The sequence below is a fragment of the Marivirga sericea genome, assembly GCF_900177665.1.
Taxonomy (GTDB): domain Bacteria; phylum Bacteroidota; class Bacteroidia; order Cytophagales; family Cyclobacteriaceae; genus Marivirga; species Marivirga sericea.
In genome coordinates, this window is record NZ_FXAW01000006.1 from 1 (window position 1) to 25105 (window position 25105).

Sequence of the window (25105 nt, forward strand, 5' to 3'; positions counted from 1 at the left end):
ATGACCAAAACATCGTTTACGGGGATGCGATCCCCGCACTATCCATCAGCTACTCAGGTTTTGTCAATAGTGAAGACCAAACGGATTTAACCACTACACCAACTGCCATCACTATGGCAGGTTTGAACAGCGATGCAGGTGATTATGTCATCTCAGTCTCCGGTGGAGTATCAGCTAATTATGCTTTTAACTATTCAGCTGGAAACCTCAACATCGCTAAAGCAGATCAAACCATCACCTTTGATGCCATTGAGGATAAAACATTTGGGGACAGCGATTTTGTATTATCTGCAAGCAGTGAAAGCGGATTGCCCGTTAGCTTTTCAATCAGTTCAGGACAAGGATCTATCACTGGAAACACGTTCAGCATTTCTGGGGCAGGGGAAATAACCGTTGAGGCAACCCAGGCTGGTGATACCAACTTTGAACCTGCCTTACCTGTAAGCAGGACCTTTGAAGTTTTAAAAGCGCAAGCAGACATTCAAGTTTCAAATATTTTACAAAATTTTGATGGTAATCCTAAAGAAGTGACAGTAAGCACACAACCCGAAGGACTTAGCTTTACTATTACCTACGATGGAAGTACAAGCCCTCCTTCAAGCGCTGGCTCATATACGGTCGAAGTGAATATAGTAGAGGATAACTATTTCGGCCAATTAGTTTCAGAATTAGTAATCAATTCAGCCCCGACCAGCACCGGCATTCCTGATCAACAAGAAGCAGAAGATGGTGGTCCTGTGCAACTCAACTTATTGAATTATTTTAATGACGTTGATGATGATAATGCTGACTTAACCTTTGAAATTCAAGGCAATTCCAATCCGGTACTATTTTCTCAGGTTGCAATAACAGATAACCTATTAGCTCTAAGCTTTGAACCCAATGCCAATGGAACTAGCATTTTAACTATTAGGTGTATTGATCCCAACGGCTTATTTGTTGAAGATGCCTTTGAACTAGAGTTAACACAAGTGCAAGACGTACCTTTCTTTACCAGTTCACCCATTACTGAAGTATTGCAAGACCAAGAGTACCAATATTTGGTTACTGCTGATGATTATGACATAGAAGATGCACTTAGCATTTCAAGTATTATATCATTGCCTTCTTGGTTAAATTTAAATGATAATGGTGATGGCACAGCCTTGCTATTTGGATCAGTAACGAACACTAATATCGGGACATATGGAATTGCCTTAAGAGTAGCGGATGACAATGGAAACAATACCAATCAATTTTTTGATATCGAAGTACTTAATGTAAATGATCCTCCTTTGTTTACGAGTTCACCAGTAGTAGAAGCAGTGGTAAATGAAAGCTATAGCTATTCCATTAGCACAGAAGATATCGATGAAGGAGATGAAGTGTCAGTTTATGCAATTGAAAAACCTTCGTGGTTAACCTTTTCCACAGAGGCCCTTCCATTAGGTGCTGCTATTTTGCAAGGAACTCCAACAAATGATGACAGGAATAGCTCTCAAAATGTAAGACTTGCAGCAGTTGACATTGATGAAGACAGTAGCTTCCAAACTTTTGAAATTGAAATAGACTTCCCCAACACAGCACCTTTCTTCACTTCAACACCTATAACAGCAGTTTTACAAAATGAAAATTATGAATATCAATTGACTGCTGATGATTTGGAAGGTGATGTCTTAGAGATTAGCGCTTTAACTTTGCCAAACTGGTTAACTCTTGACGAAGAAAATTGGGTTTTAACCGGGATTCCTGAAAATGAAAATGTAGGAACAAACCAAATCGCGATAGAGGTCGAGGATTTCCTAGGATTAAAAAACACTCAGGAATTTATCATTGAAGTTGAAAATGTAAACGATGCTCCAACAATCATTTCGACCCCTATCCTGACCGCTGTACAGAATCAGTTGTATGTGTATACTATAGAAACTGAAGATATTGACAAAAATGATATAGTAGAAATTGTAATCCTTAATAAACCAGATTGGCTGAACTTCGACAATCAATCATTACTAAGTGGAACTCCTACAATTGAAGAGGTAGAGAATAGTCCTTTTGAGATTGAAATTCAAGCTAAGGATAATTCAGGTGCAATAGATATTCAGCAATTTCAAATTATTGTCCAAATAGAAAATATAGCCCCTACTATTGATCCAATATCAAATCCTGCTGCCATAAATGAAGATTCAAGGGAAACTTTCAAGATAAATTTAACCGGAATTTCCGATGGAAATGACAATAGTCAAGCTATTGAGTTAGGTGTAACCACAGATTTACCTGACTTATTTGAAGAACTTTCCATCGAGTATCAATCGCCAAATGATAAAGGAGAATTGATATATAAAATTCGTCAAGACTCATTTGGGATTGCTACCATAACCATTAAAGTGGAAGATGATGGTCCTAGCTCCATAAATTTTATTGAAACATCTTTTCAAATAGTGGTAATTCCCATAAATGATACGCCAACATTTACTTCTAATCCTATAGAAAGGGCTCAACCCAATGAGTTTTATCAATACATTATTGCAGTTTCTGATGCTGACCCCGATGATGAATTAGCTATTGAAATAACTCAAGGGCCAGATTGGTTAATATTAACTGATAACAAAAATGGGACAGCAATTCTTGAGGGACAAGTTCCAGAGGACGCCATGAGTAATGAAATCTTCATTGCTGTTTCTGATTTGCAAAATGCGAGTAGCATTCAATCATTTCTATTGAAAATAAATGAGCCTCCAGTTGTAAACGATTTTACTGTTCAAACAGATGAAGATATCACTTATCAATTTGAAAAATCAGAATTCACAAATCATTTTAATGACCCAGAAGGTGATGATATTAAGGAAATAAAGCTATTCTTTTCTAGAGGAAGCTTACAATCAAATGGTACAGAAATTAATTCAGGAGAAGCAATTAAATTCAATGAAGGCCTAGCAGTACAGTACATTCCACCTCAAAACTTCTTCGGTAACCTCAACTTAGAATGGTCAGCAAGTGACGGTTTCATATTTTCTGATTTAGCAAGTATACTTATGGAGATCGATACAGTAAATGATAAGCCTTTATTATCAAATATAGAAAATTCAATTTTAGAATTCGTGCAAGGCTCAGAACCCGTTTCCTTAACAGAAACCATTACAGTCTCAGATATTGATAATTTGACAATGGACACCGCTTGGGTTCAAATCTCTGAAAATTATATTTCTGCAGAGGATAGATTATTTCTAAGCGATCTTAACATCAATGATATTGCCTTCGAGTTTAATAAAAGTTCTGGATTACTATTGATTACAGGCAAAGCATCAAAATCCGATTATGATTTAATTTTACGTTCAGTTAGTTATCAAAACATTAATCCAAGCTCAAATAATACAGATTTAAAAAGTGTGAATTTCAGTGTAAGTGATGGCGAAAGTCAGAGCGAAGCAATTTCTAAACAAGTTCAATTAGCAAATGTGTTACCTGAATTAGATTTTGTAAATGCCTTCACTCCAAATAGTGATGGAGTAAACGATACCTGGGATTTCAAAAATTTAGAAGCTTTTGAGCAAGTGAATATCTCGGTGTATAACACTCAAGGTGTAAGAGTATACCAGTGTGCTGCAAATGATTGTGAATGGGATGGTAATTTTAATCAACAAGAATTGCCGTCAGGTACTTATTTTTATTTAATTAAATTAAATAATGGCCGGAGAAAATATGAAGGGAATGTTACAATCCTTAGATAAAAAAACTGCAATAAAAGCCATTGCACTATCTATTATAGTGATTTTTGGGATGCTGGACTCTGTTTACGCTCAGGACGTGTTATCACGCACTCAAATATTTCATGCAATAGAATGGCAAAGTCCTGCTATGGCAGGTATACAGAATAATATGTCTGCTGATATCATGTATCGCCAAGCTTTGAATGGCTATGGAAATCAGTCTGGTTATGTACAGGCAGGATTCTTTTACCCCATCAAAGCAGCTGAAGGAAATAGCTTAAAAAACTCCTCATTTACCCTCAGCAATCCAGAGAGAGCTGAAGAATTTTACAACTCAAAAACGGCCAGAAGGAAACAGGGGGTTGGACTTCAACTTAATTCTATTAAGCTAGGCCCTCTAGATAGAACAGAAGTTAAAGGATTCTATGCGTATCATTTACCCATAAACAAAACATTTAATTTGAGTCTAGGAAGCGCACTGAAATTCCAACAGAACAGTATAGGATTAAAAAGTCTTACCGTCCGGGATGAAGCTAATGACGAGTTATATCAGAAATTAATTAATAATAATTCTGGAAGACAATCAAATGTACAAATGGATTTATCTTTAGCCTATTATAGTGACAAACTATATTTAAGTTTTGTATCCAATTCTATTTTTACTCAGTCATTTCAAGCGACTGAAATGTCAGCATATATGAATGACGGTATAAATTTTAGTCTTTTGGCAGGATACAAATGGAACTTAAATTCTGAATTGACTCTTTTGCCAAATGTAGAATTAAATTACTTTGCAACCACTGGTGGTCAATACAAATCATCAGTAAGGCTGAAATATAAAGAATTAGTCTATATAGGAATGGGAATGCATCATAATTTAAAATGGGCAGGATTGTTTGGATTTAATATACCTGGCAATTTTTTTATAAATTACTCTTATGATTATTATACAGGCTTTATACGAGAGTTCTCTAATGGAGTTCATGAAGTAAGCTTAAGTTTTCTGTTTAAGAATAAAAATTCATCTACACCTTATACATGGTAAGATTATTGTTCACTCACATCTTAGTCGTTGTATTTCTTTTAATAAATGTCCCTGTTTTTGCTCAAAAACAAGTTGAATCGGTAAAGAGGCTTTCCGAAAATATCAATACGGAAGCAGAGGAAATACTGCCCCTATTGAGTCCTACTGGAGACAGTTTGTTTTTTGCTCGGATTTTTCATGAATCTAATGTGGGTGGTAAGTTTAGTGGTTCGGATATTTGGCTCAGTACCTTTGACAAAAGTGATTTGAGGTGGACAATAGCACAGAACAAACTGAAGGATTGGAATGATAAACGGAATAATTTCATAATTGGAATAAATCCCAAAGAACGAATTATCTATCATAACAATCCTAAAAATCCAGAGAAAGGCATTCGATTTGTTAAAGAATTAAATGGCAATTGGACAAAGTTAGAGAATATTTCTCTTGAAGGAATTCCTAATACTGGGTATCAAGGATTATATGTAAGCCCTGATTACGAAGTAATAATAGTTTCTATGAAATTAGAGAAAGGATCAGGGAAAGAAGATTTATATATTATCACTAAAAATAATGCAGGCAAATGGTCTAAACCCATTAGCTTAGGCTCAACTATCAATACCCCTGAATCCGAAATATCTCCTTTTCTATCTGCAGATAAGAATACCTTATATTTTGCAAGTAAAGGCCACAGTGGGTATGGAGATATGGATATTTACAAAGCAGAAAGACTCTACAAAAGCTGGACAGTATGGAGCAAACCTCAAAACTTAGGAGAGAAAATTAACTCTGAAGCATTTGATGGCTATTACAGTGAATATGGTGATAGTTTAGCGTACTTTAGCAGTAATAGGGAGGACGAATTGAGCGATATATATGAAGTAAAATTCAAGCCAATAGAACTGCAGAAATCGACTACTATGCCAGTAGTAATTGGTAGCAGTGTCAGCGAAAGAATTTATCTAAGCCAAAAAGAAATCAAAGAACTATTGGGCTTCAAAGTACTTCAACCTATAGAAGTAAAAGTCAATAGTAATATTTCAGAAAACGAAGTGGCTCGAGAACTGATCTACTTTTTATCTAATAAATTAAAAATTAATAAAGAGGTGAAACTAGGAATTACAGTGAGTGCGCATCCAAGTATCAATACAGAGCAAATGGTGAAAACAGGATCAGATATTGCATTTTTTATAGCTAAAGAAATGAATAAAAATGGCATCCCTCAACAAAGAATTCAATATGAAGGCGTTACCATTGAAAATGAGTTGTATTCAAATGAAATCATTTTTCTAGTACGTTTTGTTTTTTTTAAATAAGCATAAAAATCAACAACAAATCTTCTAGGTTTAAAAGAGTGTGATACTTGCCAGGCACTGATGACTTTGTCGAAAAAAAGAAATCCAATTAGATTAAAAATATATTAATTTGTAGATTTACCATAAATTGTATAAGCTATTATAATGAAGAAAAGGGTTTATTTTGTTGATTTTGCAAGAAGTTATGCAATTTTTTTGGCGCTTTTTGATCATTCACTAAACGACTTTAATATATGGACAAACTACCCTTTTGAGCAATATGCTTCAATCAAGCTTTTTACAAGTTCTGCAACTCCTACATTTCTTTTCCTATTCGGGATGATGTTAGAATTGGTGTATTTGAAAAGATTGAAATCAAAAGGCTTGTCTTCTATACGTCCACAGCTCATAAAAAGAAGTCTTCAATGCTACTTAGGTTTCATGCTTACCTCATTAGCTGGATTGATTGGAGGCTATTTGACAATAACTGGTCTGTTTGGCTCGTCCTTTTTTGCAGTAAACAATCATTACGGTAATATTCTTAAAATATATTGCGTCCTTATCATCTTAGCTATGCCTTTATTACTCTTTAGAGAGAAATATGGGATTTGGCCAATTGTTATCATTTGTTGCTCTTATTGGTTATTCTACCCTATCACAAGCCAGATAGAAGTTACAAATGGTAATATTAATAATTTCACTTCTTCCATGTTGGGAATCGGAAATAGTGGTGGACCTAGTGTATTGCATTCGCTTTCCATCGTCTCTGTAGGAATGTTATCGGCTAATTTTATTGACTTTAAAGACAAGTGGAAGTTTCCTAGAATGAATCTTACGCTATTATCTCTATTGGTACTTGGTATTGCTATATACCTGATTTTCACTCCATGGAATGAATTTATCGAAAATTACTTCTCAAATACCTTTAGAAACAATAATCACCCGCTTTATTTTCTTGTATCCTTGAGCCTTGCCATCATTTTAGTACTGATTTTCTCTGTTTTGATTCCTGTGGGGATACAGCTAAAACCATGGACTAAGTATCTACTAGTATTTGGCAGAAATTCTCTAAGTGCCTTTACATTAGGGAATATAATTTTGAATCTAATATACACGAAAGCAAAAAATTATTCATTTAGCTTACTTGCTTCATTTGGTTTTATACTATTCGTTTATGTAATATTGTTTTTATACGAAAATTATCAAGTCAGAAGGAATGAAAAGAAATTAAAATATGTAAATAAATAATTTCAGAGTGTTATTCAAGCTTCTCTTCATAGAATCAGTTCATAAAATTGATGTGATTTATAAGATTTCACTGTAGTTTTGTATACGAAATGAAACCAAGAAACGATTGAATATGAGTCATTGCCTTTTCCGGCTCTCCAATTGTTAAATGGCACATTTTTTTACCATATTTGATTAAAAAATATTATAATATATAATAATGGATATCTTATACCTATTAAGAGTATTGTGGAGAAAAAAGTGGATTATCATAATGATTCCCGTTGTTTCCGTTATTGCAGCAATTGTATTTACAAGCAGTTTAAAACCCACTTATAAGGCCAGTACGCAAATAGCCACGGGGTTTACTACCAATGAGGGTGTAAGTATCACAGATGAAAAATTTAGTTTAAGAGAGGCCGATGTCAAATTCAGCAATCTATTGGCGACTATGAAATCAGGTACTGTTTTTAATATGGTATCATACAGTATAGCCGTAGACAAACTACAAAAAATTCAGACCGATGAAATTACTGCATTAACTTCCTTTACAGATCAGCAATTAGAAATCGTTCTAAACCTATTAAATGACAAACTCTTAGAACAAAAAACCTTAAATATCAATGAGGAAAATGCTCAATTAGTTATAAAGGCATTGAAAGAACTTAATTTAACATTTGGCAGATTCAACGAAGGTTTTGAAATAAGAAGAATTCCAAATACAGATTACATCAATGTGTCATTTGTATCACCAGACCCTGAGTTTTCAGCCAATACAGTAAACACTTATTGTGAAGAGCTTTTACGCTATTACGTTACATCTAAAAAGGAGTCGACCAGCGAATCAGTAGCTTTCATCAAAGAACTGGTAAAAAGAAAAAAAGAGGAACTTGATAACAAAACTGAAGCATTGCAGACTTTCAGATCGCAACATAATATGGTTTCAAGTCAACCGCAAGGTGAAACCCAATTAAGCCAAGTATATACCCTCGAAAGTCAAAGAGATGAGATAAATAATGAGATTTATGGACTTAGATTAAAATTAGAAAGTTTGAAGTCAAGTTTGTCTAATAAAACCGGTGGTAATGACAAAGGATCTACTTCAAATCAACGAATCATTGATCTAAAAAAGAAAATTGACATAATGAATGAGCGTTTTATAGGTAATGTTACTAATAACGCTAATCTTCTTGATTCACTTAACCTATTAAGACAACAGTATAGGATGGAGTTAAGCATGATGGAAAGGGGAGGTACCTCTGCTCAAGCTAGTAGCATGACCGCAGCCGAAATTCAAGAAGAAATTAGCAATACCGAAATTAATATTCAGGTACAACAATCACGGCTTAGCAGCGTCAATGAAAAGATATATAAATTGAGAGGAAGCATGACAGGCTATGCTAGTAATGAGGCTATTTTAAACACCTTGGAAAGAGATGTAAAAGTAGCGTCCGATGAGTACTTAGCAGTCGTAAATAAATATAATGAAGCGCAAAATAAGCTAATGGCATCCTCAGGTACAATTAGACAGGTTTATAAAGCCTCACCCCCAGCTAGTCCTGAACGCTCAAAAAGATTACTAATAGTCGCTTTGGCTGGTATTGCAAGTTTGGGACTTTCCGTATTTGTGATAGTTGCAATTGAAGTATTAGATAGTAGCATAAAAACGGTAGATCAGTATCAAAGAAAGGTAGGTTTACCACTTGCTGGAACCCTAATTAAAATTGACACTAAAAAATTGAACTTCCCTGCTTTATTTAGTAAAAAGCAGGAAGATAAAGACCTTGAATTATTTAAACATTTTTTAAGAAAGATTAGATTTGAAATAGAAAATTCAGGTGGTAAGACATTTTTAGTTACTAGTCCAAATGAAAAAGAAGGGAAAACTTTTATTACCTTCTCCTTAGCTTTTGTTTTGAGCCTTGTGAAAAAACGGGTGCTGATTGTTGATACTAATTTCAAAAATAATTCATTAACAAAATGGCTTGTGGTACCTAAGAAAAACCAAAAATACATTGATCAAAAATCACGAGGTTCGGATGAATTAAAAATATTTGAGAAAGGAGATAACCCCGAAATCGATAATCCACAAATCGATGAAACTGAATTTGTAACACCAACAAAGTATAAAAATATTTTTATAATCGGAAATACAGGTGGAAACGATTCACCTGAGGAGATTTTTCACAATAAAGACTTTCACAGTTTAGTAGATGCACTAGAAAATAATTTCGATTATATATTGCTCGAAGGTCCTTCTTTAAATGAATACTCCGATTCCAAAGAACTAATGAGATATGTAGATAAGATAATCCCGATTTTCTCAGCAGAATCATCTATTAGGCAAATGGATAAAGAATCGATTGAATTTTTTGAGTCTCTAAGTGACAAACTAACCGGTGCTATACTTAATAACATTGACCCAAAAAATATCAATGTTTAAGATCAGTTACAATTTTGATTACTAGATACTTAGTACGCTTTTATCAATTTGGAAAGCCAGACAGTTGCAAAAGCCTTGCAATATTACCAACATATCTTGACAAGATATAATTAGTAAATAGTAAAATGGCAAATTAGAAAATTAAGAAATGCTGTACCTTCGAATTTACAAAAGCCTAGAACTTTACTACCTGAAAGTACATAGTAGATCTAAGCAACTCTGATAACAATAATGTCATAGGAAATATCAAAAAGTACTCTCTAAACAGCTATTAAAAGAAAAGGTGTGAGATGTGGATTAACCCCTACAAAATTGCTATTCTTTCACTTTTGATTTTTTCATTATTTTTTCCTGTTTCTGGATAATTATCTGCTTCGCAATTCTTTTACCGCTTTGCACATCTAATTGATTTTCTAAATCATGCTTCTTGATGTATTTCAGTCCTCGTTCTACATGATGCATTTTCACGTGCTTGAGAAAGGAATCTTTCAAAAGATCTGGATCAAAAGCCTGAAATTTTATATGCTTTCTGCCTATACTATAAACTTGCTCAATTGACTGTAAATCGGTTTTGTACAGCTCTTCCAGAGCATCTCGAACATCCTCTTCTTTAATTTCATCAATAGCCTTCAACAAATCATCAATTGTAATTCCCTTATCCTCAGAAATTTTCATCACATCTGATACTTTGTTGTTTATTGAATCAGTAATTAAATTGAACCCATTTTTATACCGTTCAGGAATTATTGAAGCATATTTCTTATTCACAATAGCATCAGCAACAATTTTTGGATAGACATATAGGTACCCCATATAGCCAATTGTAATAAGTAATGTAGTTAAGGAAAATACAACGATTATGATCTTGTTCTTTTTCATGAAATAGGCAGTTGATAGATTTTATATGGAATTTAAATAATAAATACTTGACCAAAAAATTTTTTTTATCATAACTAATTTCAAAACAAAATCAGTAATTTCGATAAATACCTATTGTAGCGTGTTGAATTAAGTTAGATTTGAATTGTAATAGACAAAGCAAAATTATCACCTAATTTCCTTACTCTTTTTATATTTTAAGTAAAATTAAGAGCTCCACTCTTCACGATTTGTTATGAAAAAGAAAGCCCCGTCCAGAAAAGAAAAAAAACAAGAGAAAAGTACTGCTGCTACTAAGAAGATCAATATTTTTCTATGCATCAGCTACGTAATCCTAATCTATCTGATTATTTTTCTAAAAATAACTCTGATTGAATAAGTAACATGAAGTCAATAAATAAAAGTACTCTTCTTCTAATTTCTACTTTAGTATTGATTGCAATAATATTACCATATCTGATGGTACATATTTCTTATTTAATCGCACCCATGCTAATTTTAGTATTGCTAACCTTGTTTTTTGTTAGCATCACTATGGTCAATTATCAAACTGGAATGTATCTAGTTTTTATCTACGGATGCCTTTTCTCTCTTCTGAGTAGACTTTTAGGTGACATGATTCCCTATGGGATTTTATATGATCTTATCATTCTGCTCACTTTTATAGCAATGGTCATAAAAGTAAAAAGCCAAAAAGGATTTCTTTGGAAAACCTCGGAGCCAATTGTCATCATACAATTTATATTCTACTCATACTTTCTCTTACAAATTGCCAACCCGAACAGTGTAAGCATAATGGCTTGGTTCGATGCCGCTAGATTTATCATATTATTCCTACTCTTTTATGTTTTCATTCATCTCTTTAAAAACAAAGAGAGTATAAAAAACTTCACCAACTTATGGATCTTAAGCGGATTGATTGTCGCTATGTATGGTGTTTTTCAGGAATACGTTGGCTTCCGAAACTTTGAATATCAGTGGTTAACCGCTGATCCCCTAAGATTCCAACTATATCACATTTGGGGGCATATTAGAATTTTTTCTACTTTGTCGGATCCATCGGCATATGGGCTTTTTCTAGCTTTTACAGGTACAGGCTCACTAATTCTTGCTATTGGCCCAGGTAGTTTCTCAAAAAAATCAAGTTACTTAGGAGCTGCCTTGATTATGTATTTTGGAATGTCTTTTTCAGGAACAAGAACTGCTTACGCAATGATTTTGATAGGAACTGTCTTGTTTATAATAGCCAACCTTAGAAACCCGAAAATCCTTATAGCAAGTTTCGTCTTAGTCATGATTTTTGTCATTCTAATGGTTGGCCCTTTTTATAGTGGTCCCATTAATAGAATGAGATCTACCTTTGAATTATCTGAAGATGCCTCCATGTACGTTAGAGATGCAAAGAGAATTAGACTGCAAAGTTATGTCAAATCTCATCCAATAGGTGGAGGTTTAAACACTGCAGGAAATGAGGGTTTACGTTACTCTAGAGGGCATCCATTAGCAGGTTTCTATTCGCCTGATAGCGGTTATCTTCGAACAGCTTTGGAAATGGGTTGGATAGGCTTACTAATTGTAATATCCTTAAATACAGCAGTTGTCATCAAAGGTATTCGTAATTATTTCTACCTTAAAGACCCTCAATTAAAAGTATACTCCATGGTTTACATGGTGCCTTTCTTAGGGTTATCAGTAGCTCATTACACACAAGATGCACTGTATCAAAAACCAATAAATATTCTAGTAATGGCAACTTTCGCTTTAATGATCAAACTTAAAGATGTAGACACTACTCTGGAAGGCGATGCATAAGCACCATTTCTTAATAGCGATATTATTTTACTTTTATAACAATCATTATAACATTTTTAATAATTTTGCATAATTGTAAGATTGACTAAATAAAAACTCATGAGAATCCTCTTCGCAATATGCTTGCTAGCTTTTAGACTTAGTTTGTTTGCTCAAAATGTAGATTATAACAGAATTATATTACCTCCAAATAGCGAGAATATAGAATTTTCAGAAAAATTAGTTCAGCTGGCTTGGAAGAATCACCCTGACAACATTACTCAACAGGAACAAGTGGAAATCTCGCAAATAGATTTAAAAATATCAAGAAGAAGAGGATTAACTAACTTAAGGTTTGGTGCTAACTTAAATGAATTTAATATCGATCCTTCCAGTGATTTAGGGAATAGGTCCTTATTTTTCCCAAAATACAATTTCAGCATGTCGTTCCCTTTGGGAGACTTATTCCTGAACCCATTGGAGAATAAGCAAAATCAAATCTTAATAGAGATCTCCGAAAATGATTTAAAAGCTGCCAAATTATTAGTTAGGCGAAATGTTTTACAAGCGTATAATGATTATTTATTAGTAGAAGAAATTTACAAAATACAACGGTTAGCGATGGACAATGCAGAAACCAATCATGCTATTGTTGAAGAAAGTTTTGAACAAGGAGAAGAAACTTATGATAAGTACACTGCTAGTTTCAACAACCTAAATCAAAGGAAGATAACTCTTCTTCAGGCAGAAAGAGACTACAAAAACGCTAAACTAACTTTAGAAGAAATGATAGGTGTTCCATTAGAGAACATTAATTAAAACATCTTCTTTTAATATCATCATCTTAAATCGTCATCACCGCCATTCTTAAAATCATTGGAACTCGATAAAAGTAAAATAGTAATTCTTGCACTATCAAAATGGGATGGGGAATATTCATCCACTACCTTCTCTTTGGCCAAGGCATTTAGTGAAAAGAAAGAAGTTATTTACATCGATAAACCGGTTACTTGGAAGGACTACTTGCTAAGCGTTTCTAAGAAAAAGAAACCAGGTGCTATAAAAAACAAATTCTTCTCCTATACCCTCGAGTATCTGAACGATAATCTAATTATTTTCTATCCTCCAGCAACAATCCCTATCAACTTTCTACCTAAAAACTTTTTATATAAAAAATTAAAGAGGATAAATGAAAAGATACTTTTCAATTCTTTAAACAAATGCTTAGAAAAGTTGAACTGGGAAAAATTCATCTATCTCAATATATTTAATCCATTTTTTGATCATACCAACCATATCCAACCAATTCTCAGCATCTATTATACTGTCGACAATATTTCAGAATCAGCTTATGTTAAAAAACATGGGGTCTGGTTAGAACCAGATTTAATGAAAAAAGCTGATGTAAATCTAGCCACATCACTTATGTTAAAAAAAGCTGGTGAAAAATATTCTAAAAAGATTTATCACCTCCCAAATGCAGCTGATTTACAGATTTTCAACTTCGACAATAACTATGACAATCCAAAAGAACTAGAAAACATTAGTACGGAAATAATTACGTTTGTTGGCCACCTTGACATGCGAACTGATATTGAGATTCTAAAAACTGTTTTATCCAATCATAAAGACAAAACACTACTTATTATCGGCCCAATTTCCCTACCTAAAGAAATAATTCAAGACCTTAGGCACTACAAAAATATTTTATTTGTAGGTGCACAACCTATTGAAAGAATACCTTCTTTTTTAAAATACAGTAGTTGTACGATCATACCATTTAAATGTAATGAGTTAACAAAAGGAATATATCCACTAAAAATTAACGAATACCTAGCGATGGGACTACCAGTTGTATCAACATATTTCTCAGAAGACATTACAAATTTTGAACATTCCATTTCTTTAGCTGAGAATCCTGAGCAATTCTCAAATTTAATCGATTGGGAAATCAGTAATAATACCTCCACAAAAATTTCACAAAGAATTAAAATTGCAAAAGAGAATACCTGGCCTAAAAGAGTAAGTCAATTTTGGGAAATTTTAAAAGAGCAATAGTATAGCTCTTTTAATTGGTATGCTACAAAGTGCAAGACTTACTACTCTACAAATTGCCTTCAAAAGCTGACAGGCTTGCACCATTTCATGAGTGAGTGAGTGTTAAGTCCTTTAAGCCCAAAATATCAATGAATAATTCCATTAAATTTACAGCTTAAATGTTCAAACGCTTTCTGAGCAATTCTTTTAATAACATCTAAAGTCACATACCTGATCACGTATTGATTAGTCAGCCTAATCGCCAAATAATACTTGCAGCAACATTTTCATTGAAATTCACTAAATTGAACTGACTATTGAAACCTAAAACACTTTTAAAACTAAACTTTCTGAAAATGAGCCTGACAATCAAACCAATCTTAAGAGAAATAAAAATACTTCTAAAAAATGACAAAATCCTTGCTGATAATTATAAAACCGTAAGTCAACTACTTTATTCAGACGAAAACAGTTCTAAAGCAGACCACATTATCGTTAATATGCTTCCAACCCAGCTAAAAGGAAAAGTAAATGATGACCTAGAGCGTGCTGCAGCATCTGTTTTAGAAAGAGTTGTTTTAGGAGCACTTATTAAAAAACAAAAGCCAAAGAAAGTATTTGAAATAGGTACATTTAGAGGTTTTACTTGTTTAGCTATGGCAGAGAATGCACCTGAAAACGCGGAGATATATACACTAGATTTACCGCCGGAATTGAGTGCTAAGAACATTGCAGAAAAGTATTACAAAAAAAGCACCAGCTCAGGTTTTCATCAAATGGACAAAGCTGATATTGATAGGTCTGTCGGAATACTCATTTCACTATACAAAGGTAAAAATAAGATAAGTCAACTTTATGATGACTCTTCTAAAATGAATTTCTCAGCTTTTAAAGGGGAGATAGATTTTTTCTTTGTAGACGGCTGCCATGCATATGATATGGCCAAGAAAGACACCCTAACGGCTTGGTCCTGCTTATCCAAAGGTGGAATGATTGTGTGGCATGATTATACTTGGAAATCAGTAAGAAAAGCCATTAAAGATGCAAAACTTAATACCTCTATAACTTACGTTAAAGAAACTTCATTAGCTTTTGCTATCAAATCATAATTGGGGGAGCGTTTTATTAGATAGGTTGAATAATTTTTATTTAATCACTAAAATTAAATATTCGCCATTGAATTAGCTACGGATATTTCTCAACTTCCCTAAAATGCTCCTTCTATTTTTTTCATCAGGAAATGTCCTTTGTCCAATTCTAAGTTGTTCTAAACACTTTTTGACAAATTGTAGCTCATAGTTTATTTCTACAAAATAATTATGAGCTTACAGAGTAAAACTATTTTTCAGTAAAAGATTTCTGTAACCAAGAATAAATAATCTGACTAACATTTTTATACTAACTTCTTTAATTAATTTTATGAACACTCAAAACAGATTAATGAAAAAGAAATTCACTCAGATACCTGACTTTTTAATCATAGGAGCAGGGAAATCAGGCACCACTTCTCTTGATAATTACTTAAAGCAGCACCCTGAAATATTTATAAGTGAACGAAAAGAACCTAACTTTTACGGCTATGAATTGAATCAGCTATCTGATTTCTCAGTGAAGTCAGAAATTAACCATTACACAGACTCCGTGACAAACTTAGAGGATTATTTAAATTTGTTTTCTTCCGCAGGTCAACAACAATTAAAAGGTGAAACTTCCAATACGTATATGTATCATAACACTGCGGCCGAACGGATTCAACATTATAATCCTGAGATGAAATTAATTGCTATACTAAGACAGCCAGCTGAAAGACTGTACAGTAGATTTTTGCACTTAGCAAGAGAAAATGAACTCCCTACTGACAATTTTTTAGATTGTTTGGATAAGGAAAGTATTTGGTGGTGGAGAAACGATCTTGTCAAAGAAGGTTTTTATGGTCAATATCTAAAAAAGTATTACGAATTATTTGATCACAGTCAGATAAAAGTATTTCTTTTTGAAGATTTGAAAAATCACCCTGAAAAATTATTTAAAGAAGTGTTCCAATTCCTCAATATTGATTCAGGTTTTGAACCAAATCTATCAGTAGAATATAATCAATCGGGATTCATAAAAAACAAAAAAGTCGATGCCATCTTTGGCGGAAAAGGAATTATCAACAGAACAATGAAGTTTATTCTTCCGAAGAAAATTATATCTTCTTTAAAAGGAAATATCCAAGTCCAAAAGAAAATTCAATCTCTAAGAAGCAAGAATTTACATAAACCAAAATTAAAGACCGAACTAAAACAGCAAATAACAAATGAAATATATCTTGAAGATATTAAAGAATTGCAAAAATTAATTGATAGGGACTTAAGCCACTGGCATTCCAGTTAATAGGTTTCATGCAAGTAGTGCTAATCACAAAACTCTATTGTTTCAGGTAGTTCTAGGCTGTATATTTTTCCTCCTAAAATTCCGCTCGTCAGCTCATCAGTAATCAAAAGACGCATTTCAATTTCATCGAAATCAATCGCCTCTTTTTGACTAAAGTGACTTAATGGATACGCCTGAAATTTACCGCTGAAAAAATCATCGTCTTCAAAGCAGCTAAAGAAAAAAATATTGTTATGCGAAAGAAGAGCCAAAACATTACGCTTCTCTATCAAAGCCGCCCCGGTAATCCAGTTTTCGAACATACTTCCGTCTCCGGTATAAAATGTATCCATTAATTGTGCAATATGTTCACCCGGTTGGTCACTTAATTTATATAATTTAATTTCTCCTTTGAAAGGCTTACCTCTGCTCTTGGAAAACAAGTAAATACTATTATTAAAATGAATCATTGCTTCAATATCAAATTCTAACATGCCACTCCCAGGAGGAAAAGCCTTTTGGTCAGATAATTTAAATCTTATAATTTTAGCTGTAAATATCTTTTTAGTAATACTGTCCGGATTAGGTACTATATAAATTTTCAAATCTCTTCTATCGTTTTTATTATTCCCAAAATCACCTATATAGAAGTTGCCTAAAGTATCAGAAGCTAGATCTTCCCAGTCCTTCATGTTATTGTTCAAATAGACCGTATTAATGATATCAAAGGAATCTCTACTAAGCTGGTACAAGACCGGTTTTCCATGATCATTAATAGTCCAAATACTCCCTGCATCTGTAAGTTCGAGACCTGAGGATCCCTTTAGTATCTCAGGTAAATCAGATAGCTGCTTAAGCTTCTGAGAAAAAAGTAACGAAGATGATAGTAAACTTAGAAATATAATAAATGCTCTTATTTGTACCATACTAATCTAATGTTTTAGTCAAATCAAGATCTCAATAAACGCTTAAGTTAATTTTTTACTGAGTATTTCTTTTTTACATCATCAAGCTTATCTAATAATTGCTCCCCTTTTGATCTAAGAATAGACTCTTGACTTAAATAAGGATCCAAAGATTTAATCATTTGAAACTCATCTACTACTTTCGGAATAATACTTCTATCCTGATATTTTTTAAAGATTCCAATTATCGGACTCAGAGATGACAATGGTAATGGATAGCCAGTCTTTTCTCTTATCACATTTCGTGTAAAACTAGTATCATCATAAAGTGACCTTATTTTAAAAGGGTCATATCCTAAATTAAAAGTAGACGTCCAGTCCTTCCATTTGAAATCATTAATCCCGCCATAGGCTTTTGCAGGTATCCAAGGAACTCTTAAAGCATCAGCAACAACAGCTCCATGCATTGCCTCTGCAATCAATACTTCTGTCTGTTTTAATTGTGTGATAATACTTTGGCTATCAGAAGTAGGATCAATCAGATGGACATCAGACATTTCACAAATAACTTTCCAATCGTACTTTTGCATACTTTCCCAATGAGGCATATATGCGTATTTATATTTCTTATCAAGCACTTTTTGGTCCATGTACTGAATCAGAATTGCACCATCACTTATCGCCAACTTCTTGTCGATTTTTAATGCTTCACAAGTCAAAGGGCCCCTGACGCAAAAAATATCAAATGAATCATCTATTTTTGGTATAGCGCCATAGGCGAATCCACTACTAAATACAATTTTCTTCTTCGCTTCTCTTACATTTTTTAACCCTAAAATAGAGCCGATTCCCACGAATGATGTTTCTGGATCAGAATCAAAAAAATCAGGTAAAAAATGGTTGAAAATGTAAGGGTTTAGCGCATCGCCAAAATTATTTGACTGAAAGTAATTTAATATCATTAATAATTAACATTATGCGACTCAATAAACATAATTCAAAAATAATTAAATACTTAATAACATTTCTATTTATAAGATTAATTTTGTCCATTTAATTATTAGTATTTTATATTTATTTACATGTAGTTCATACTGCTGAAAAAGCGTCCTACATAGTAATGAGATTTTAAAGAAATCACATACCACAGCTCAATAATATGAACACTAAAAAATTTATCATTTCAAGGCTAGTTCCTCAAAGATTTGAGAAAATGCTCCGTAGTTTCAGAGATCAGTTCATCAGAAGCTACAAGATAGAAAAGTTGCCTAAAGAGATATACAGTAAAGAACTCAAGTTTTACAAGGTGTCTTTTTGCATAACTTGCATGAATAGACTTTTTCATTTAAAAAATACTCTAGAAAAAAATATTCTAGATAATAGAACCTACAAAAATCTTGAATTTATAGTCATTAACTATAATTCCAAAGATCATCTAGATAAATGGATGAAACAGCATATGCTGAAATATATAGAATCAGGAATAGTAAAATATTATAAAACAGATGATCCCAGCTCATTTCACGCGTCAAAAGCTAAAAATCTGTCCCATTTATTAGCTGAGGGAGATATTGTATGCAACCTAGATGGCGATAATTTTACTGGAAAAGACTTTGCATTTTATATTAACTATATGTTTAATAAATACGAAGAAGATCTATTTCTCCATTTTACTAAAAAGCCATTTTGGGGAACAGAAGGCAGAATGGCTCTTTCAAAAGAGAATTTTCTTAAATTAGGTGGCTATGATGAAGATTTATTACCCATAGGGCATGAAGACCATGATTTGATGAATAGGGCAAAAGCATCTGGGTTTAAATATTTGAAGATAGAGATTGAAAATTTTCTTAGATATCTAAGTAATACCGAAAAAGAAAAAGCAGAAAACTGTGTGGATGACTCCACAAGCTTTTATGTGTTAGAAAAAGGTAATCAAGAGAAATCTAACGAGAACATCAACAATGGCAAACTAATAGCAAATCCAAGTGGGACAGAAAAATTTACACTATTCAAGAATTTCTCTACTGATCCTATCCCATACCCTTGAACGATTTTATGATCTAATGCAGAATACTCATTTTCTGATGTATACTTCTACAGAATCAGTTTTATAACCCGTAGGAGATAAAAACTTTGCGCTCATCTCATAATTATCTAAGGCACAATCTCTCACTTCATAAGGAAAAAAATTATTTACATCGGGCATATCTTCAAATAGGATAATATCAAACTCTGAATTCTTTATTGCATTACAGAGCATCTCTATTTCCCTATCAAAAACAGCCACCCCCTTGTGAAACCACAAAGGAAATTTTTGTCCATGTGGTGGCTCATAATTCAGCTCGTAAGCTAAAAAAGTCAAATTAGACATATTCAATACTTTCAGGTTCTCTTTCTTGACTACGGGTAAATTCTTGATGTGGATTAACCCCTCCATAGTATTTTTAGGGATTTTAATCCTATTGAGCGACTTAAAGTCTGATTCAATCCAAATTACAGGTTCATTTTTCACTACTGTATCGGCTTTGGCTGCCCAATTACCCTTTGCCACCACATCCGAAGGAGGAGGTGTTAATAAAGAGGGTGCTACTTTTGATATTATCGGTTGGGAGTACTTCCAATAATTATCTGATTTCCAGAAAAATATGAATATGAGGACAACCAGAAACACAATGGAATTCTTGAATTTCACTGCATTTTGCAGGGCATATAAAATAAAAGCAATTGCAAAACTATGAAAATACAAGTTAACCGTTGGAGGACTAAAACTTGTAACCTGAATAATTGTAGCTTGAAGAATAATGCCAATAGTAAAGAGCGCAAACAATACAAAGTTTTTATCTCTCAAGCTTGCTTTAAACCCTTCCTTATTGATTCTTAAACTAATGATGATGACAACTGCCAATAAATGACCTTTGAGCCATTCCGATCGAGCAAAAATATCATTAATAAAGTGATAACTGCTTACTCTTGAATAATGAGGGGATTGACCATAATTAAACCAATAGCCAAAATCGTATTGTAGAAATGGCAGTACCAATGTTAAGTAGAAAAAAATAAAAGAAGAAATTGCAATCAAAAGAGATTTCCAATTTCTAGAATAGACAAAATCAATGATTAAAATACTAAAAACGAATAAAACTGTCAGGGCTCCACCATCTTGTTTCGTCAACAAAGCTAACCAGACAAAAAAGAAACATATAATTAGGTAGTAAAATTTAGGCTTACTTTTTACATAAAGTAGAACAAAATACAGCGCAATTAACTCAAAGAAAAATACGGTATGATTATACCAAGGCCAAAAATTAATAAGGGTAAATGAAAGGCACATAACAAGAATTGAAAAAAATACTGTAGCCTCATCTAACTTGAAAAGTTTTAATATACCTCTGAAAGTAAATAAACTAATCAAATTGATGAAAGCCTGTGCCTTTACCAATGTAATCATGTACGGACCAAATATTTTAAAAAAGATAAATGGGATGATCCAAAACCCGTAGCCTAACGGCATTCCAAAATCTTTATACGGTATTTGACCCAAAAACATTCTATAAGCACCTTCCCAAGTCACATAAATATTTACTCTAAAAGGAAATTTAAGTAACAAAGGCAGTAAAGAGAAAAGGAGTATTAACCCAAAACCAAACCACTTAAGACTATCATTTTTTAACTCATACGAGAAACGCATACATTTACTAGTTGAAGAGCTGCAAAAATATTAAAAATATTTAATATCTTCTTAGGTTATTAATATTAATTATTCTTTTAACTGGTTGGGAGTTTAACCTACATTGTGTGAAATAAATTGTAGCGACTTATCGTATTTTTCTTACAAAATATCTATTTACAGGAATTTAATATAACTTTACATATATAGCCTATAATCTTAATGTAATCAGCTAGCGTCATTCTATTTACTATGAAATATTTTAAAAATCCAGAATGGATTAATAAGACATTACTTCAGATAAAAAATTATGACTCCCTGCAAGAGGACATTTTCAATGACATTAACTATAGATTAGATGGTATCATTTCTAAAAAACCAGAGGTCTCAGTTATCATCTCAGCTTGGAATGAAGAGGTTAATATAATTCGCTGTATTGATTCTCTCTCAAAATTAGAAACAAGCATACCTTTTGAAATAATTGTTGTAAATAATAATTCTACTGATAGGACCGACAAAAGTATCAAAAAGCTCCACGTAAACAACTTCTTTCAGCCTATTCAAGGTTGTGGACCAGCGCGACAATTAGGACAAGAACAGGCACAGGGAAAGTATATATTATTAGCGGATGCCGACTGTTTATATCCGCCCAAATGGCTGGATTTAATGTTAGAACAGTTAAAGAAAGACCAAGTAGTCTGTGTTTATGGGCGTTACTCTTTTTTAGCAGATTCTAAATGGTTACGCTTGAAACTGTCTATTTATGAAAGAATGAAAGATTTGATGGCAGAAATCCGTGCTTGGAAAAGACCCTACTTAAATGCCTATGGGATAAGCATGGGATACCTGAGAGAAGCTGGATTAAAGGCTGGATATATACAGCATAATACCTGGGGGGATGATGGAAGGATTGCATTTGACATGATGGAATATGGTAAAATCAGGCAGGTAAAATCGGCGGAGGCCAGGGTTTGGACAGGGTATAGATCACTTTTAAGAGATGGCAGCATCACTAATGCTTTTATAACCAGAGTGTTTAAAGAGCTGCTTAGACTTGGTGATTATTTTAAAAAGAAAAAAGATCATGACACTCATAAATCTGCAAACCTTCCTCATTCAATTGATGAAAATTTTCAACTTTTAAAAAATAAATTTAAGAGGCGCAAAAAATAAAATCTAATCTACTTATTCTGTTTATGGGAGGAATCATTATCTTAAATTTAATTCGAAGCAATGTTCAGTCAAGCTAAAAATATACATGTACCGTATTGGATTAAATTGATACGTCCCCACCAATGGATCAAAAATTTATTCCTTTTCCTTCCTGCTTTCTTTGCAGGCATCCTTTACAATTATTCACTATTTGCGAATCTATTCCTGGGTTTTTTGGCGTTTAGTTTTGCCGCTAGTTCCATTTATATTTTTAATGATATTCAGGATGCAGAAAGTGACAGAAATCATCCTATTAAAAAATATAGACCTATCGCATTTGGCAAAATCTCAAGTACTCTCGCATACGTTATGATGGGTATATTACTCTCTATATCTATATCAATATGCTATTTTCTAAGTAGCGCATTTTCATCAATAGTAATTCTATATCTTTTTTTGAATTTGTTTTATTCACTAGGATTAAAGAAAATAGCGATTCTTGATATCATTATTGTATCAAGTGGCTTCGTCTTTAGAACTTTAAGCGGTGGGATAATTGCAGATGTTCCCGTTTCAAAATGGCTTGTTTTGATGATATTTCTACTGGCGTTATTTTTAGCAATGGCTAAAAGATTAGATGATTTGTTACTAGAAAAAGAAACTGGAATAGTAGGTAAGAAAAATGAAGGGAAATACAACATTCCTTATACCACCTCTGGAATTACAATGTTAGCCGGAATTCTGATTGTATGCTATATCATGTATTCCATTTCAGAAGATGTGATGGGTCGTCAACACAGCGACCAAGTATATTTAACAAGTATTTTTGTTATAGCAGGAATCTTAAGATATCTTCAAATCATTTTGGTGGAAAACAAAAGGTGGTCGCCTACCAGAGTTCTTTATAAAGACCCTTTTATTATTGGCACTGTTTTTCTTTGGGCTGCTAGCTTCATATTTATTATTTATTTTTGATACAATAATAACATACTTTTAATTTCAAAATCATCCTTTAAAACAACCACTTAACATGTGAATCTACTATAAAGATTAGACCAACTTTTATTAAAAATAAATGATAGAGCTATGAATATTATCCACTTATAGTAGTAAATTTATCTAAGGATATTTGTAGTCAAAAATCGTTTTTATTGAATGCCCAGAAATAAAAAAAGCATATCAAACTGGAATAATTTTCCAAAAATAGAAGCAGAAGAATATTCAGTAAACTACCAAGCTGATGCAATTAAAATCATTCAAAACACAGATCACTCCATTATTGGTCGCGGGAATGGTAGGTGCTATGGGGATGCATCATTAGCGAAACAAGTTATTTCAACTCTCAAACATAATTGCATCCTATTTTTTGATACTCAAAATGGTATTATAGAGTGCGAAGCTGGTATTCTATTTAAAAACCTCGTTGATTTTTTAGTTCCAAAGGGATGGTTTCTACCAGTAACTCCAGGTACAAAATACATTACCCTAGGTGGAGCAGTTGCTTCAGATGTTCATGGTAAGAACCATCATAAAGAAGGTAGCTTTTCAAAACACGTTTTAAGCTTTTCCATAATGATAGAAAGTGGAGAAATACTTGAAGTCAGTTCAGAAACCTACAGTGATTTATTTAGCGCAACAATGGGCGGAATGGGGCTAACTGGCCTAATACTGTCCGTAAGATTTCGACTAAAAAAAATTGAGTCCGCCTATATCACTCAACAACAAGTTCAAGCCAAAAATCTCGATCATGTCATTGATCTATTCACGGAGTATAAAAACTCTACCTATACAATGGCCTGGATAGATTGCCTAGCAAAGGGAAAAAATCAAGGTAGAAGCATTATGTATGCTGGCGAACACAGTCAAATAGCGGAACTGCCTAAGAAAAAGCATGATCAACCTTTATCAATTCCAAGTAAAAGAAAAATAAGTGTGCCTGTCAATCTTCCCTCTTTCGCACTTAATCGGTTCTCGGTAAGCGTCTTTAATCAGTTTTATTACACTACTCACCCCTCTAAAAGAAACCAAATTATAGATTATGATAGCTTCTTCTATCCGTTAGATTCGCTCTTGGAGTGGAATAAAATGTATGGAAAGAAAGGTTTTATTCAATATCAGTTTGTAATTCCTTTAGCCGACAACGCGGCAGGACTAAAAAAAATATTAGATAAAATAAGTCAAAAAGGATGGGGCTCATTTTTAGCAGTCTTGAAACTGTTTGGTCCGCAAGACAGCATAATCTCATTTCCTATGGAAGGACTGACCCTTGCATTGGATTTCCCTATCAAAAAAGGACTTTTCGACTTTTTAGATGAATTAGATAAAATTGTGGAGGCACATGGTGGTAGAATCTACCTATCTAAAGACGCTAGAATGCAAAAAGAAACTTTTGAAGCGACTTACCCAAATTATAACAGATTCATTCAAACAATTGAGAAATTCAATCCCAATAAAAAATTCAACTCTCATTTATCGAAAAGAATCGTCTATTAATCGATATAACTTACACAAGTTGTTAATAGAGGGTTTTTCTCCTCTAACCTAAAATCCAATCATTTAAGTTTGCGTCATTAAATCTATTGCAAACTTTAAAAACTGAAATGACACAATTCAATATAAAAAATAAAGGAGTCCTGTATTATAA

At 33.1% G+C, this 25105-nt stretch carries 18 protein-coding genes; 14 read left to right on the top strand and 4 right to left on the bottom strand.

All coding sequences use genetic code 11. The features are described from left to right. The 5 genes from B9Y84_RS13785 to B9Y84_RS13805 form a co-directional block, all read left to right on the top strand. The coding region (locus B9Y84_RS13785; RefSeq protein ID WP_139828041.1) for a putative Ig domain-containing protein at nt 1-3707 on the top strand (3707 nt) is incomplete at its 5' end. Further along, nucleotides 3688-4731 carry a PorP/SprF family type IX secretion system membrane protein gene (locus B9Y84_RS13790; RefSeq protein ID WP_176223803.1) on the top strand — a complete coding sequence of 348 codons (1044 nt, stop codon included), beginning with the start codon at nt 3688-3690 and terminating at the stop codon, nt 4729-4731. The genes B9Y84_RS13785 and B9Y84_RS13790, both read left to right, overlap by 20 nt. Beyond that, nucleotides 4725-6026 carry a PD40 domain-containing protein gene (locus tag B9Y84_RS13795; RefSeq protein WP_085517980.1) on the top strand — a complete coding sequence of 434 codons (1302 nt, stop codon included), beginning with the start codon at nt 4725-4727 and terminating at the stop codon, nt 6024-6026. The genes B9Y84_RS13790 and B9Y84_RS13795 overlap by 7 nt, the downstream gene beginning before the upstream one ends. Before the next feature lie 144 nt (nt 6027-6170). Beyond that, the gene (opgC, locus tag B9Y84_RS13800) at nt 6171-7253 is read left to right on the top strand and encodes an OpgC domain-containing protein (RefSeq protein WP_085517981.1); all 1083 of its coding nucleotides are present in this window, start codon (nt 6171-6173) and stop codon (nt 7251-7253) included. A 199-nt stretch (nt 7254-7452) separates the two neighbouring features. Beyond that, nucleotides 7453-9675: an exopolysaccharide transport family protein gene (locus B9Y84_RS13805; RefSeq protein WP_085517982.1), complete on the top strand. Its 2223-nt coding sequence runs from the start codon at nt 7453-7455 to the stop codon at nt 9673-9675. Nucleotides 9676-9990: 315 nt separating this feature from the next. Here B9Y84_RS13805 and B9Y84_RS13810 read toward each other — a convergent pair whose 3' ends face one another. After that, on the bottom strand, nt 9991-10554 hold the full coding sequence (locus B9Y84_RS13810) for a hypothetical protein (RefSeq protein ID WP_085517983.1): 564 nt from the start codon (nt 10552-10554) through the stop codon (nt 9991-9993). A gap of 384 nt (nt 10555-10938) precedes the next feature. On the opposite strand from B9Y84_RS13810, the gene B9Y84_RS13815 reads away from it, so the two are divergent. From B9Y84_RS13815 to B9Y84_RS13835, 5 genes are all read left to right on the top strand, one after another. Beyond that, complete coding sequence (locus tag B9Y84_RS13815) at nt 10939-12366, top strand: O-antigen ligase family protein (RefSeq protein ID WP_085517984.1); 1428 nt, start codon at nt 10939-10941, stop codon at nt 12364-12366. A gap of 99 nt (nt 12367-12465) precedes the next feature. Then, nucleotides 12466-13164, top strand: a complete 699-nt coding sequence (locus B9Y84_RS13820) for a TolC family protein (RefSeq protein WP_085517985.1) — start codon at nt 12466-12468, stop codon at nt 13162-13164. 57 nt (nt 13165-13221) lie between these two features. Beyond that, nucleotides 13222-14403, top strand: coding sequence for a glycosyltransferase (locus tag B9Y84_RS13825; RefSeq protein WP_085517986.1), 1182 nt, complete (start codon nt 13222-13224; stop codon nt 14401-14403). Nucleotides 14404-14738: 335 nt separating this feature from the next. Further along, nucleotides 14739-15491, top strand: coding sequence for a class I SAM-dependent methyltransferase (locus tag B9Y84_RS13830; RefSeq protein ID WP_085517987.1), 753 nt, complete (start codon nt 14739-14741; stop codon nt 15489-15491). Nucleotides 15492-15822: 331 nt separating this feature from the next. Next, nucleotides 15823-16758 carry a sulfotransferase family protein gene (locus tag B9Y84_RS13835; protein WP_176223804.1) on the top strand — a complete coding sequence of 312 codons (936 nt, stop codon included), beginning with the start codon at nt 15823-15825 and terminating at the stop codon, nt 16756-16758. 20 nt (nt 16759-16778) lie between these two features. Here B9Y84_RS13835 and B9Y84_RS13840 read toward each other — a convergent pair whose 3' ends face one another. Then, nucleotides 16779-17663 (bottom strand): hypothetical protein, encoded by an 885-nt coding sequence (locus tag B9Y84_RS13840; protein WP_085517989.1) that lies wholly within the window; start codon nt 17661-17663, stop codon nt 16779-16781. Between the two features lie 47 nt (nt 17664-17710). Next, nucleotides 17711-18604, bottom strand: a complete 894-nt coding sequence (locus B9Y84_RS13845; RefSeq protein WP_085517990.1) for a polysaccharide pyruvyl transferase family protein — start codon at nt 18602-18604, stop codon at nt 17711-17713. Between the two features lie 197 nt (nt 18605-18801). Between B9Y84_RS13845 and B9Y84_RS13850 the strand changes: the two genes are divergently transcribed. After that, the gene (locus B9Y84_RS13850) at nt 18802-19689 is read left to right on the top strand and encodes a glycosyltransferase family 2 protein (RefSeq protein ID WP_085517991.1); all 888 of its coding nucleotides are present in this window, start codon (nt 18802-18804) and stop codon (nt 19687-19689) included. Nucleotides 19690-19716: 27 nt separating this feature from the next. On the opposite strand, the gene B9Y84_RS13855 is transcribed toward B9Y84_RS13850, so the two are convergent. Further along, on the bottom strand, nt 19717-21330 hold the full coding sequence (locus tag B9Y84_RS13855; protein ID WP_085517992.1) for a hypothetical protein: 1614 nt from the start codon (nt 21328-21330) through the stop codon (nt 19717-19719). 231 nt (nt 21331-21561) lie between these two features. Here B9Y84_RS13855 and B9Y84_RS13860 point away from each other — a divergent pair, with 231 nt between their 5' ends. The 3 genes from B9Y84_RS13860 to B9Y84_RS13870 all read left to right on the top strand — a co-directional run bounded on the left by B9Y84_RS13860 (nt 21562) and on the right by B9Y84_RS13870 (nt 24954). After that, on the top strand, nt 21562-22482 hold the full coding sequence (locus tag B9Y84_RS13860) for a glycosyltransferase family 2 protein (protein WP_085517993.1): 921 nt from the start codon (nt 21562-21564) through the stop codon (nt 22480-22482). Nucleotides 22483-22542: 60 nt separating this feature from the next. Beyond that, a complete protein-coding gene (locus B9Y84_RS13865) occupies nt 22543-23436 on the top strand; it encodes a UbiA prenyltransferase family protein (RefSeq protein WP_085517994.1) in 894 nt (297 codons plus the stop codon). A gap of 180 nt (nt 23437-23616) precedes the next feature. Further along, the gene (locus B9Y84_RS13870) at nt 23617-24954 is read left to right on the top strand and encodes an FAD-binding oxidoreductase (RefSeq protein ID WP_085517995.1); all 1338 of its coding nucleotides are present in this window, start codon (nt 23617-23619) and stop codon (nt 24952-24954) included. The last annotated feature ends 151 nt before the right edge of the window (nt 24955-25105 follow it).

Excerpts from the sequence above, each read along its gene's own strand:
- B9Y84_RS13855 (WP_085517992.1), bottom strand. The coding sequence starts at position 21,330 with ATGCGTTTCTCGTATGAGTTAAAAAATGATAGTCTTAAGTGGTTTGGT.
- B9Y84_RS13835 (WP_176223804.1), top strand. The coding sequence starts at position 15,823 with ATGAAAAAGAAATTCACTCAGATACCTGACTTTTTAATCATAGGAGCA.
- B9Y84_RS13830 (WP_085517987.1), top strand. The coding sequence starts at position 14,739 with ATGAGCCTGACAATCAAACCAATCTTAAGAGAAATAAAAATACTTCTA.
- B9Y84_RS13870 (WP_085517995.1), top strand. The coding sequence starts at position 23,617 with ATGCCCAGAAATAAAAAAAGCATATCAAACTGGAATAATTTTCCAAAA.
- B9Y84_RS13795 (WP_085517980.1), top strand. The coding sequence starts at position 4,725 with ATGGTAAGATTATTGTTCACTCACATCTTAGTCGTTGTATTTCTTTTA.
- B9Y84_RS13865 (WP_085517994.1), top strand. The coding sequence starts at position 22,543 with ATGTTCAGTCAAGCTAAAAATATACATGTACCGTATTGGATTAAATTG.
- B9Y84_RS13840 (WP_085517989.1), bottom strand. The coding sequence starts at position 17,663 with ATGGTACAAATAAGAGCATTTATTATATTTCTAAGTTTACTATCATCT.
- B9Y84_RS13815 (WP_085517984.1), top strand. The coding sequence starts at position 10,939 with ATGAAGTCAATAAATAAAAGTACTCTTCTTCTAATTTCTACTTTAGTA.
- B9Y84_RS13850 (WP_085517991.1), top strand. The coding sequence starts at position 18,802 with ATGAACACTAAAAAATTTATCATTTCAAGGCTAGTTCCTCAAAGATTT.
- B9Y84_RS13820 (WP_085517985.1), top strand. The coding sequence starts at position 12,466 with ATGAGAATCCTCTTCGCAATATGCTTGCTAGCTTTTAGACTTAGTTTG.
- B9Y84_RS13790 (WP_176223803.1), top strand. The coding sequence starts at position 3,688 with ATGTTACAATCCTTAGATAAAAAAACTGCAATAAAAGCCATTGCACTA.
- B9Y84_RS13860 (WP_085517993.1), top strand. The coding sequence starts at position 21,562 with ATGAAATATTTTAAAAATCCAGAATGGATTAATAAGACATTACTTCAG.
- opgC (WP_085517981.1), top strand. The coding sequence starts at position 6,171 with ATGAAGAAAAGGGTTTATTTTGTTGATTTTGCAAGAAGTTATGCAATT.
- B9Y84_RS13810 (WP_085517983.1), bottom strand. The coding sequence starts at position 10,554 with ATGAAAAAGAACAAGATCATAATCGTTGTATTTTCCTTAACTACATTA.
- B9Y84_RS13845 (WP_085517990.1), bottom strand. The coding sequence starts at position 18,604 with ATGATATTAAATTACTTTCAGTCAAATAATTTTGGCGATGCGCTAAAC.
- B9Y84_RS13805 (WP_085517982.1), top strand. The coding sequence starts at position 7,453 with ATGGATATCTTATACCTATTAAGAGTATTGTGGAGAAAAAAGTGGATT.